This window comes from Bacillus sp. CDB3, from assembly GCF_002081505.1.
In the GTDB taxonomy this organism is placed as follows: domain Bacteria; phylum Bacillota; class Bacilli; order Bacillales; family Bacillaceae_G; genus Bacillus_A; species Bacillus_A cereus_AT.
The window spans coordinates 1-11,206 of record NZ_ALBR01000107.1 but is presented as its reverse complement, the minus strand read 5'-3'; the positions used below and the strand labels follow the sequence as shown (position 1 = coordinate 11,206).

Below are 11,206 nucleotides of genomic sequence, written 5' to 3'. Positions count from 1 at the left end.
GCGAACTGATAAATAGTAAGTGGAACCCTGATTTAGAAAGCTTTTTTTCGATAAGTAATTAAAAACATAATCGATAACGCGATAAAGATAAAATAAACAAGTGGGGATACAGTAAACATGTAATTATAAATATGCACAGCCAGTTCATCTTCGGAAGAAATCGTGCTAGTGCTTGCTAAATAGATGCTATCACCTATTAAAAATATTGGTTCTGTTGCAAAGTTTTTGGAGCTGAGCTAGACTGTAGAAAAAATGAGATGAGGAGCATAACATGTGGGATATTTTAAAGGAAAGCAATTCGAGAGAGACATTATCTTGGTAGCCGTCGGCTATTATTGTCGTTTTTCTTTAAGCTATCGTGATGTATCTGAAATCTTGAAAGAACGTGGCATATCCGTTCATCCTACGACCATCATGCGTTGGGTTCATGAATATGGCAATTTGATTTATCAAATCTGGAAAAAGAAAAACAAAACGACACACCCTGTTTGGCATTTAGATGAGACTTACATCAAAGTTAAAGGGGAGTGGCGCTATCTTTATCGTGCAATTGATGGAGATGGACATACTTTGGATATTCAACTTCGTAGAACTCGTGATCATCAAGCGGCTTCTATGTTTATGAAGCGACTCGTCAAAGCTTTTGGAGAACCATCGGTTCTTACGACAGATAAGGTCCCGGCTTTGCTTTGTGCATTTAAAAAATTGAAGAAAGACAATTATTATACAAATACCAAACACTGTACGATCAAACATCGTAATAACCCCATTGAACAAGATCATCGACATGTAAAACGACGATTTGCCAAATCTTCTGGATTCCAAAGTATCCGTCATGCTTCTCGTACCATAAAGGGGATTGAAACGATTCAGGCTATATATAAACAGAGACGAAGTCTGGAATTAGACTCCGTCTTTTCAGTGTGTAATGAACTACAAAAATTAGTAGCGGTTGCTTAAAACCGATCTTCACTTTATAACCCTCTCTCTATTTTTTCAAACTTTGCAACAGAACCGATTTAAACATCCTTGAAATTTGCAACAGAACCCTATATAGCTTCTTAATGTTATTTATTCGCTAACTTCAATAACTTCAAAAGGTGTTTGTATGTCTTTTTCACTAGATATCGGATACAAATCCGGCCTCATCCAAGCTTTTTCGGTATTTTCCCCTTTGTATCCCCTAAAAGATAGTTCAATATAAGCCCCCCTGGCCCCCCTGTGGCCAGAAGCTATAGTATGGATTCCTATTCCTATAGAATTATCTTTTGATGATCCATAAATTCTATGATCTGTCCTAGTATCATAATTTAAATAAACAGAGTCGAGCATCTCATCCAAGGTCCAATATTGTGATTGAGAATTAACTTTAGTGGATTTCACTCTAATCCAATCACCAGATTTGATTAACCCATCCGTTTTATTGTTATTCTCAAAAATAATTGGTGTTCCATTATCAGTTGGAACACCAGCGAAATGAACAAAATCATCCAAAAACCATGGTTTAACTATTACTCCCCCTTTATCAGGTAAATTTTTATCCTTTAAATAGTATGGCGTGTTATATTTCAATCTTTCTCCTTTTTTTGTTACAGGATCGGAATGATCTGCAGCTAATGCTGTTACTGGAAGTGAGGCTGCAATAATTGCTAAAGTTAGTACACTGATTAAAGTTTTTTTCATTTTTTACACTTTCCTTAATAATTTTTTTGATATTCCTACTGCTAAAAAACCAAGCTGACTAACATCAATAGGACTCTTGCTACCAAAGACGAAATCTATTTCTAGTATCGCTGACGTGCAAGATAAGGGCATTTCATTTCCACCTATATAACAAAGCATCGGGTTCCCTATGCCTGATTGACTATTACCATCAACCACAAATACAGATCTAATATTCATATGCATCTTTGATAGGGAAAGATGTTATCAGAACTCATAATATAGCATACGGAGCACAAAATGATTATCTTCAAAATGTCTTTAGATAGCGACAAGATGCGGTACATTATCTAATAGATAGGCCTTCTTTAAAAAATCGAAATATCTATACGCTGAATACAGCTGAGGATCATCCCGAGGTTTGGTTTTAAAATTATGTAAATGCATGAATTAAATTCAGCAACAGAACCACAAGGTTTTTGAACACAAAAAAAGGAGAAATCCTATAATTTTTTGTTCCATATTAATGTGTACAGAAACATACAATTTTCTGTACACCATATAAAAAAGTAACCTATTGCGACAGGTTACTTTTTTATACGAAATAATCGCTATTCTTTAATTACCTTTGATTTTCTCTTTTACTTTCTCAGGTAGTTCGGTTTCTTTTACTGTTTCGTAATCCTTAACGAAATGATTTTCATCAGGATCTTTTGATTTTAATACATGAATACGAAGAAAAACAGGGGCCTTTAGTTCTTCCGACACAGTAAAAGTAACTTTAGCCTTTTCTCCGTCCTCATTATAAGCGTCTAATTTATACTCTTTGGTGGTTGGATGCTGTTGCTTTTTCATATAAACCATTTACTTGTCTGCATCCAGCTATTAAAGTAGTCAAAATTGTTACCAATGCAAGTATACTTATATATTTTTTCATATTTTTATTCCTCCGTATATATATTCATTTGATTATATTCTTGTTGTTTAATACCATTTTTTAATCCGATTCTGTTTTTTTCATATTCTATAGGATGTATTATAGTTGTTTGGGAAATACAATTCTTTTATACAGTTGCACAGTAATCCAATAATATATCGTATAGATAATGAGAAAAATAGAAATTGGGACCCAAATATTAATATAGGGATCTGTAAAAATGGCTACATATGCAAAAACTTTCATTCCAACTAAAACATGTATCAATCCCAAAATAGCTGGAAATACAAAGATGCTGCCAAGCTCTTTATATATAGATTTTGTCAGTAATTCTTTACGCACACCTATTTTACGAAGCATGTGATAACGTTCTATATCCCTGGTAGCTCCAGAAAGTATTTTAAACATCAAACAACTTGCCATCATCGCTAAAAATGCAATACCTAAGAAGAATCCCATAAATACGGTTCCTTTTGAGAAAGCAAGCATAGCTTCATACATACCATACTTTGTTAACAAGGGCTCCTCTTTCTGAGAGGTAGGTAACTGGTTTTGGTGGCGAGTATCTAGCTCTTTCAATTCTTTTTTATACTTTAGAAAATCATCTACTTTAGCTAATAAAAATACATGATCTGACCCAGAAATGGATGTATAATGCTTTTGATCTACGATATAAACTGGTTTCTGATCAAATATTTGCATATTTATCCTAAATTCAAACGCCATTGCTCGGCTCCACTCTGATGGTAACGTCTTGTACGTTTGGTTGTTTCGATTGCCATTAAACATGCTGTAGGCTTCCGCTGGAAGCTTTTCTGTAATACGATGCGGCTGATTTTCTTCTTGATTCAAAAATGTAAGCGGTGGATGAGCAACAAGATCATCCTTTAAATAATAAATCGCTTGATCATTACTCTTATAACGATATTGATTTTTTTCTGTTATTTTCATGTTTTTCAATGCTTCATAATCTGCATGTTCTGGATTCAAAATTGTAATATCATATACTTGAGTTTTATTTGCTCTTAACTCTGTATTTTGTTGCAAAGACATACCACCAGCCATGGCACCAACCCCAAGTCCAATCAACAGTGTGACCGTTCCTAGCATTTTTGCTAGATTGTTAACACGAAATCGTAATTGGGCAAAAGTAAAAGCGTTAATATATTTTTCATTTAAACTTGTTTTTTTCAATACATTTACTAATACAGGTAAAAGAGACATAAATAGTAGATATGTTCCTAATGTAATGGTCAAAAGTGGTATTTGAATATCTGAAACTTTTTTAATCCCAGGACCCATAACCAAATAATAACCTACCCCAATTCCGCCTATTCCCACTATAGATAATAACATGGTAGTAAGACCTTTTGTTGGCATACGGTCTATCGTTTGTTCTGTACGAATTAAATGTAACTCTGTTTTCAAAGATAAACGAATCGCATTGATTATAGAAGTAAGGAAAAATAATATGCAAAAAAAGAAACAGGTTTTACTCCAGGCGGGTAGGTAAAAAGCTTGGTATCCTTCTAGAGAAATCTCTAATTGTTTCATTAATAGGAAGCTCACTAGTTTTGAAAGGAGAATCCCTAACATACTTCCTAAAATGATTGCTAAAAACCCCATACCTAATGTTTCAAAAAACAGTAAGAGACTAATTTTATTTTTCTTTGCACCTAATATCAAATACATTCCCAATTCTTTACGACGTAAGGAAAGTAGGAAAGAATTAGCATAGAAAATATAAAAGAAAGAAACAAACATAAGTAAAATAGATCCAATTTGAAATGTCAGTGCAATGGAAGCGATAATACTATTATGTTTTGTAAATTCTGTATTCATCGCCAACGTTTGAAACATATAAAAAATAGAAATAGAAATGACTAAGCCAATTAATAACACGATATAATCTTTCATCATTTTTCGTATACTGGAAATAGAAAGTTTAAGCAACATGATGTTATATCTCCATTTCTTTTGAAGATGTATCAAGTGTAGCTAATACATCTAAAATTTCTTTATAGAAAACTTCTCGGGTATCACTTCGATGAATTTGCTTATATAACTCTCCGTCTTGAATAAATAAAATCCGCCTACAATAACTCGCACTATAAGGATCATGTGTCACCATCATAATAGAGACATCTTGTTCTGTATTTAACTGTTGCATGGCTTCTAATAGACTTGTTGCATTTTTAGAATCGAGTGCTCCTGTCGGTTCATCCGCTAAAATCATAGCGGGATTATGCACAAGTGCACGTGCCGCCGCAGTACGTTGCTTTTGTCCTCCAGAAATTTCAGCAGGATATTTCAAAAGAATAGCATTAATTCCTAACATATCCGTTACATCTTGTACTTTAGTCTTAATTTCACGAGAGGATCTACCTTGAAGAGAGAGTGGCAATGCAATGTTTTCATAAATTGATAAATTTTCAAGCAAGTTGAAATCTTGAAAGATAAATCCTAATTTTTGAGACCGAAAGTCAGAAAGTTCATTCGCTTTCATCTTTGTGATATCTGTCCCAGCGATGGTAATGATACCTTCTGTTGCTTGATCTAAAGTAGAAATTACATTTAATAATGTTGTTTTCCCTGAACCTGAAGGGCCCATGATTCCAACAAATTCTCCTTCTTCCATGGAAAAAGATACGTCTTTTAAAGCTTGGGATTGATTTTCTCCTTTTTTACCATATACCTTTTTTACTTTAGTTACATGTAATACAGTTTTAGTCATAAAGTTACCTCCCATGTGTAATATAATCTCAGGTGGATTCATATATTGTTAGTTTAGCTATCATACTTGAATAAAGATATTGATTATTCTTACATCTACCTTACAATGTTGTAAGCCGTTAATGATTATTATTTTTTCAATCAAAGTATCGGTAACAAAAAATCTTCAACTGATATATATAAATAAAAAAACTATCTATTTCCTTAAAAGTAAGGAAATAGATAGTTTTGTCTAAATTGTGTCTAAACGTACAATTTTCCCGAAATGGTATCGTGAGGCCTATTATTTTGTTTACAAAACGTATGAGTAATATGCTTGTCATATCGAAAGTACTTCCTGATCATACAAAAAAGAATGAAAAATTGTTACCACATGTGGTAAATAAATCGCATGATTGTCCACAAATTAGTATTTACACAATAGAAGGTCCGTTATTCTTTGGGGCTGCCCAAACATTTGAACAAAATATTTTAGCGACCATTCATTATAAACCCAGAGTTTTAATTTTACGTATGGGAAAAGTTCCTTTTATTGATACAACAGGAGAGTCTTACTTTAGGAATATTGTTCAGCATTTTAAAAAGCAAGGTGGCATACTTCTCATTTCAGGAATTCAATCCGAGTTAAAGACAACTCTAGATAAGAATGGATTATACGCGGAGATTGGGGAAGAAAACTTTTTTGATCATACCGGTGAAGCTATTAACTATGCTTTGGGACATTTAAATACAAAAAATGTATAGGGTGTAAGCATTTCGCTTTTCATGAATGTACCGAGCTTTCTCAGCAATCCCAAGAAGGGAATACAACAAAGAATAAAGCAAATACATTAGATTTTTAAAAAATTCACTTCACACACCAAGTTTGTTTGATTTGATCCACTCTTTTAATCGTTTTATTAAAAAATAGAGAAGGAGAAAGTTTACTGTGGAAAATGCGGAGAAGATTTTTACAAAGTTTGAACAAGAAGGTTTTTCATACATCCAACAAATGGTCCTCAAACAGCAGGAAGAGAATATTTTCCTAACATTTCAGCACAAAACGGATTGTACAAACGGTTTCCTTTCAAAAGATGATAAAGAGAATTATGAAAAAAATGTGTCATTTTTTTCTTGTGTTTCTGGTGGTGTAATTGTATGTGGAATAGATTCAAGTAAAAACAAAGATGGTATTAATATGGCTAAGGAAATACAACCTATCTCTGATGGAAAGACGTTTTTAACGAATTTAAATGGTTTGTTTTCGAAAGACATTCCAGCTATACAGCCAGATGTTAAAAATATATACATTCCCTTTCCTAAAGAAAAGAATAAAGGGTTTGTAATCACATATGTTCCAGGGAACGATTATTTGTTAAACCTGAATAACTATTACACAAAAGCTAGGGATAGCTGTGTAATGATGATGGGACAGATTCTTTTAAATGGTGTGTTAAAAAATAGAAAACTATGAAAAAATTAATGATAAATCATGGGTATAGGGGAGCATAAATAATGTCTGAATTTAAAGATCAAGTATTAAATGTTTTAGAAGAAGTATGTGAAAATGATATCGTAAAAGATAACCCAGATGTGCAATTATTTGAAGAAGGGATTCTAGATTCTTTTGGTACAGTATCTTTATTAGTAGAATTTCAAGAACGTTTAAACATTGAAGTGTCTATTTCTGACTTCGACCGTGATGAATGGGCGACACCAAACACGATCATTAAGAAACTGAATGATCTGCGATAAAAATAGATGATTGAGACACAGATTAGAAAAGCTTCTTAAATTTTAAAAATGCTTATATATTAGAATAAATGATAACGAGTGGAGGAAATTGAAATATGTCTAATTTACCAAACTGCCCAAAATGTAATTCCGAATACACTTACGAAGATGGAAATCTTTTTATTTGCCCAGAATGTGCTCATGAGTGGACTTCAGACTCAGAAGCTGGAAATAGCGAAGATACAAAAGTTACTAAAGATGCAAACGGAAATATTTTAAATGATGGTGATTCTGTAACAGTCATTAAAGACCTTAAAGTAAAAGGAACTTCATCGGTTGTGAAAATCGGTACAAAAGTAAAAAGTATCCGTTTAGTAGATGGAGACCATGATATTGATTGTAAAATTGACGGTTTTGGAGCTATGAAATTAAAATCTGAATTTGTTAAAAAGGTTTAAATTGTGGGTTTAATACAACAGAGTTAATTTGAAAGCCAATGAATGTACAGCATTTTTAAGGTGGAAATTAAACACTATTTTAATAGAAAGACCTCATTCATGATAAGATTTTTTGAATGGGGTCTTTCTATTTTTTTGAACTTATCTCAGCCATACCCGTATTTCAGTTGGACCAGTGAATTAACGGAAAGATAAGAGAATAAGACGATAAATATCGTTTTGCCTCTTGTGTTATTTTTATGAGTGGCTCCAAAAAGAAGGAATCTTTGCCGTACCCCAGATACGGTGGATTGTGGTATATCAAGGTGCTGTTGTAATTGAGAAACATTTAAGGACTCTTTCTTCAGTAATTGATGAATAATTTCTAAACGCACAGGATGAGCCAGTGCCTTTTATACTTCTGAAAAACGTTCATAATCGCTTGATTTCATGTGAACGGCATATATCATAAAATAGTCACTCCTTAGCATGAAGGCTTATGAATTCACGCTTCTTTGTTTATAAACGAACAGTTGAAATGACGTGTTTATAGAGAAGTTGTTGCTTTCCCTCAGATTCTATCAAAATAGAAAAAGCATCATACCCTTTTATCGTTCCCTTGATTTGAAATCCTTTCAACAAAATGAGCGTAACAATCTTTTTCTTTTGCATCGCTTCTTGTATTAACCGGTCCTGAAATGATACTGTATTTCTAGTTCTTTCCTTTTGAACGGTTTGTACTTTTCTTTCCATCAATAAAATCGTTCTGGTGCAAAAAGACCCTAAATGAAAAAAGAAGCCTAGTTTCCTAACGGATTCTTTGATTATATCGTTAATCCAAACAGTTGGTGGATAAAGATATTCTGGTTTTGGACAGACTGATCCTGTAAATGTATTTGCTCTTTTTTGATCATATACATGGCCTCTAATCCAGCAATCATTTTTTTCGCTGTACGAAAAGATTGTAACCCTAACATATTCCAAATACGTTTTTTGATAAATCGATGATCTTGTTCAATCATATTATTCAAGTATTTCTTGACCCGTAGTAAGATACTTGATGGTAAGCTGTTTTCTTGTTTTAACTCTCGGATTGCAGGAGGATAGGCTTTATCTCCATCTACGTTAATCACACGAGGAATCGTCCCATGACAAGTAGTAGGGCTTTCTGAAAGAAAGTTTTGGCAGCCTTGGTATCTCTTTTTTTACTGAGGTAAAAATCAATCGTATTTCCTTCGGAATCTACTGCCCGATACAGGTACATATCTTTTCTTTTGATTTTAATGTAGGTTTCATCCACCTTCCAAGAATCATTCGTTTGTTTCAAATGTCTTCGAATTCTCTTATTCAACTCTGGTCCATATTGATGAACCCATCGCATAATAGTCGTGTGGGCCAAAGATAATCCTCGTTCTTCCATCATTTCCACTAAATCGCGAAAGCTTAGGTTGTACCGCAGGTACCAACGTACAGTTAATAAGATAATATCTGGCTGATAATGTTTCCACTTAAAAACATTTACCCTTTTCATATTAACCACACACCTTTTTTAAAGTAATTCTTTCAGTATTTCCAAATTTATAAGATGACTTTCAGTTATTTTGAAGTTTTTGCACCAGAACCGTTTTGTGAAAAACTTCATACTAAACAAAAATAGAGCACCTACAAATGATTAGGTGCTTTTAAGGTTACAATCTTTTCGTACAGAGAAAAAAATGATTGCTGGATTAGAGGCCATGTATATGATCAAAAAAGAGCAAATGCATTTAAAGGATCAGTCTGTCCAAAATCAGAATATCTTTATCAACCAACTATTTAGATTAACGACATAATCAAAGAATTCGTTAGGAAACTAGGCTTCTTTTTTCATTTATGATTTTGTTGCACTAGAACCAACCATTCTCCTCATCTCATTTTTTCTAAAGTTTAGCTGAGTTTAGAAATCTTTGTAACGAAACTTTTTTTGTTTGGCAGACAATGTCCTAAAATAAGTAAAGGTAACTGTTTTATGTTTATTGATTCAAAACTCATATCAAACAGATTCAAATTCTGCTTGATGTGAGTAATATTCCAAACATAAATACTTGCGAATAGGATAATACCCATTATGATAACTGATTTTTTTATTTGTTTTCAACTCCTAAGTATGTTGTGCTGTAGATAACATATTCTTTATTATTTTTTTCCAAATTTGAAATATTATTTTGGTATTAATACCCATAATATGCAATTTTTCAGTTTAAAAGACCAAAAATGAGTGAATAATACAAGAAAGAAAAGGTGATACATCATGGCAATTTTATTAAAAACAAATAATATAACTAAATCGTATCCATAAGAGTAAACAATATATCTACTAAAGTAGGTAGCTTCCATTATCATTGGCTCAACTATCCAGATAAAGTTTGTTATCATAGGTCCAACAGAAATATAAAACTAAATTATTATTGTTTGAATATGAAAATTATAGACCCCCGTTTGGAACCTAAACATTGGGGAAGGAAAACAAAAATATGAATACTACCAAAAATATTTCTACACGTATGATGTCCCTTGATATTATTCGTGGTTTTGCTTTACTTGGGGTGTTGATTGCACATGCTCCTATGTTGTCAAAAGACCCCCCATTTTTAAAGTATTCTACGGATTTTTATTTGCTCGTTTTTAATGATTTATTTATTAACCTGAAGTTTGTTTCCATTTATTCATTTTTATTTGGTATTGGATCTCAGGTGTTTTTTTCACGCACACAACAACGTGGATTGCAAAGTAAGAAGCTTTTTTCAAGACGGTTGATTACTTTGCTTCCTATAGGGATGATACCGATACTAATGGGTTCTCCGGTAACCCCTATTTTAATAACCTATAGTTTATTAGGGTTTATCTTGTTGCCTTTCTTTAAACTAAAGCCTAGAATAATTCTAAGTATTGCTGGTATACTCGCGTCATGTAGTATGATATTCATGATTGCAACTATGGTATCGACTAAAAGTCTTGGTATCTTTGCAATCAAGTATATGATTAATTATAATTTGTTAATTATTAGCATGTTTTTCCTAGGACTATATGTAGGTAAAATCAACCTTTTTCAGCAATTATCACAAAAAATGAGCATAATTAAACAAATTCATAAAATTTCATTTTTCCTCAGTTTACCATTGATTTTAGGAGGACTGTGGGTTGCTTATATAAGTCCAAGTCCCAATGTAGCATCTAATATAATTTTCCGAGGAATAGGTATAGTGGCGTCTTATCCCTTATCAATTTTTTATGTATCCTCCATACTTATTCTATATAATAAGAATTATTTTATGTATATTTTTCAGCCACTTAGTTACGTAGGACGGATATCGTTAACCGCCTATGTAGGACATTTATTGCTTATTAAACTCTGTGTTTCTTTACTAGGTTGGACAAATGGATATACACTTGTACAAAGTTGGATACTCGTCTGTATCGTGTTTACTATACTAAGTATCTTTAGTTTTGTTTGGGTGCAAAAATTTCAGCAAGGACCTCTTGAAAAAATTTGGCGGATTTTCACATATGGAAAATTATCAAGATTTAATAAAGGTTCTGGTATAAATAAGTGATATGTTATAAAAAAGGGTTCTGGTGCAAAGTTGGGGGTATGCTTAAATTACTCCTATGAAAGTTTTTACATTTTATGCGATTTTGAATATACCCTGTAATTCATCATATGTCGAAAAGCCGAAATCTGAGA

The 11,206-nt window shown here is 32.7% G+C and carries 11 protein-coding genes and 4 pseudogenes; 7 read left to right on the top strand and 8 right to left on the bottom strand.

The features are described 5' to 3' along the window. Positions 1-273: 273 nt before the first annotated feature. Complete coding sequence (locus CDB3_RS28895) at positions 274-960, top strand: IS6 family transposase (RefSeq protein ID WP_128856838.1); 687 nt, start codon at positions 274-276, stop codon at positions 958-960. A gap of 111 nt (positions 961-1,071) precedes the next feature. Here the strand turns inward: CDB3_RS28895 and CDB3_RS28890 are convergent, their stop codons facing one another. From CDB3_RS28890 to CDB3_RS28875, 5 genes are all read right to left on the bottom strand, one after another. After that, the gene (locus CDB3_RS28890) at positions 1,072-1,683 is read right to left on the bottom strand and encodes a hypothetical protein (RefSeq protein WP_128856837.1); all 612 of its coding nucleotides are present in this window, start codon (positions 1,681-1,683) and stop codon (positions 1,072-1,074) included. Positions 1,684-1,686: 3 nt separating this feature from the next. Further along, the gene (locus tag CDB3_RS32690; protein WP_256869963.1) at positions 1,687-1,815 is read right to left on the bottom strand and encodes a hypothetical protein; all 129 of its coding nucleotides are present in this window, start codon (positions 1,813-1,815) and stop codon (positions 1,687-1,689) included. Between the two features lie 465 nt (positions 1,816-2,280). Further along, positions 2,281-2,517 (bottom strand): YxeA family protein, encoded by a 237-nt coding sequence (locus CDB3_RS28885; protein WP_256869962.1) that lies wholly within the window; start codon positions 2,515-2,517, stop codon positions 2,281-2,283. A 181-nt stretch (positions 2,518-2,698) separates the two neighbouring features. Next, the gene (locus CDB3_RS28880; protein WP_128856836.1) at positions 2,699-4,555 is read right to left on the bottom strand and encodes an FtsX-like permease family protein; all 1,857 of its coding nucleotides are present in this window, start codon (positions 4,553-4,555) and stop codon (positions 2,699-2,701) included. Positions 4,556-4,559: 4 nt separating this feature from the next. Continuing rightward, the gene (locus tag CDB3_RS28875; RefSeq protein ID WP_128856835.1) at positions 4,560-5,333 is read right to left on the bottom strand and encodes an ABC transporter ATP-binding protein; all 774 of its coding nucleotides are present in this window, start codon (positions 5,331-5,333) and stop codon (positions 4,560-4,562) included. A 281-nt stretch (positions 5,334-5,614) separates the two neighbouring features. On the opposite strand from CDB3_RS28875, the pseudogene CDB3_RS28870 reads away from it, so the two are divergent. From CDB3_RS28870 to CDB3_RS28855, 4 genes and pseudogenes are all read left to right on the top strand, one after another. Then, positions 5,615-6,174, top strand: a pseudogene (locus CDB3_RS28870) (STAS domain-containing protein); the annotation flags it as partial. Between the two features lie 86 nt (positions 6,175-6,260). Continuing rightward, positions 6,261-6,785: a hypothetical protein gene (locus CDB3_RS28865; RefSeq protein WP_128856834.1), complete on the top strand. Its 525-nt coding sequence runs from the start codon at positions 6,261-6,263 to the stop codon at positions 6,783-6,785. Positions 6,786-6,826: 41 nt separating this feature from the next. Beyond that, on the top strand, positions 6,827-7,066 hold the full coding sequence (gene dltC, locus CDB3_RS28860; RefSeq protein ID WP_128856833.1) for a D-alanine--poly(phosphoribitol) ligase subunit DltC: 240 nt from the start codon (positions 6,827-6,829) through the stop codon (positions 7,064-7,066). 95 nt (positions 7,067-7,161) lie between these two features. Beyond that, positions 7,162-7,503 carry a zinc ribbon domain-containing protein YjdM gene (locus CDB3_RS28855; RefSeq protein ID WP_128856832.1) on the top strand — a complete coding sequence of 114 codons (342 nt, stop codon included), beginning with the start codon at positions 7,162-7,164 and terminating at the stop codon, positions 7,501-7,503. Positions 7,504-7,781: 278 nt separating this feature from the next. Here the strand turns inward: CDB3_RS28855 and CDB3_RS33190 are convergent. The 3 genes and pseudogenes from CDB3_RS33190 to CDB3_RS28840 form a co-directional block, all read right to left on the bottom strand. Continuing rightward, a pseudogene (locus tag CDB3_RS33190) lies at positions 7,782-7,952 on the bottom strand (ArsR/SmtB family transcription factor); the annotation flags it as partial. A gap of 49 nt (positions 7,953-8,001) precedes the next feature. After that, complete coding sequence (hfq, locus tag CDB3_RS28845; protein WP_128856831.1) at positions 8,002-8,235, bottom strand: RNA chaperone Hfq; 234 nt, start codon at positions 8,233-8,235, stop codon at positions 8,002-8,004. Positions 8,236-8,306: 71 nt separating this feature from the next. After that, a pseudogene (locus CDB3_RS28840) lies at positions 8,307-9,013 on the bottom strand (IS6 family transposase). A 193-nt stretch (positions 9,014-9,206) separates the two neighbouring features. Between CDB3_RS28840 and CDB3_RS32680 the strand changes: the two are divergent. Continuing rightward, positions 9,207-9,314: pseudogene (locus tag CDB3_RS32680) on the top strand (IS6 family transposase); the annotation flags it as partial. A gap of 681 nt (positions 9,315-9,995) precedes the next feature. Further along, complete coding sequence (locus tag CDB3_RS28835) at positions 9,996-11,075, top strand: DUF418 domain-containing protein (protein WP_128856830.1); 1,080 nt, start codon at positions 9,996-9,998, stop codon at positions 11,073-11,075. The last annotated feature ends 131 nt before the right edge of the window (positions 11,076-11,206 follow it).

Bases quoted from the DNA above. Each gene is read 5' to 3' on its own strand.
- CDB3_RS28855 (WP_128856832.1), top strand. From the start codon at position 7,162: ATGTCTAATTTACCAAACTGCCCAAAATGTAATTCCGAATACACTTAC.
- CDB3_RS28835 (WP_128856830.1), top strand. From the start codon at position 9,996: ATGAATACTACCAAAAATATTTCTACACGTATGATGTCCCTTGATATT.
- CDB3_RS28880 (WP_128856836.1), bottom strand. From the start codon at position 4,555: ATGTTGCTTAAACTTTCTATTTCCAGTATACGAAAAATGATGAAAGAT.
- hfq (WP_128856831.1), bottom strand. From the start codon at position 8,235: ATGGAAAGAAAAGTACAAACCGTTCAAAAGGAAAGAACTAGAAATACA.
- dltC (WP_128856833.1), top strand. From the start codon at position 6,827: ATGTCTGAATTTAAAGATCAAGTATTAAATGTTTTAGAAGAAGTATGT.
- CDB3_RS28890 (WP_128856837.1), bottom strand. From the start codon at position 1,683: ATGAAAAAAACTTTAATCAGTGTACTAACTTTAGCAATTATTGCAGCC.
- CDB3_RS28885 (WP_256869962.1), bottom strand. From the start codon at position 2,517: ATGAAAAAGCAACAGCATCCAACCACCAAAGAGTATAAATTAGACGCT.
- CDB3_RS28875 (WP_128856835.1), bottom strand. From the start codon at position 5,333: ATGACTAAAACTGTATTACATGTAACTAAAGTAAAAAAGGTATATGGT.
- CDB3_RS32690 (WP_256869963.1), bottom strand. From the start codon at position 1,815: ATGCCCTTATCTTGCACGTCAGCGATACTAGAAATAGATTTCGTCTTT.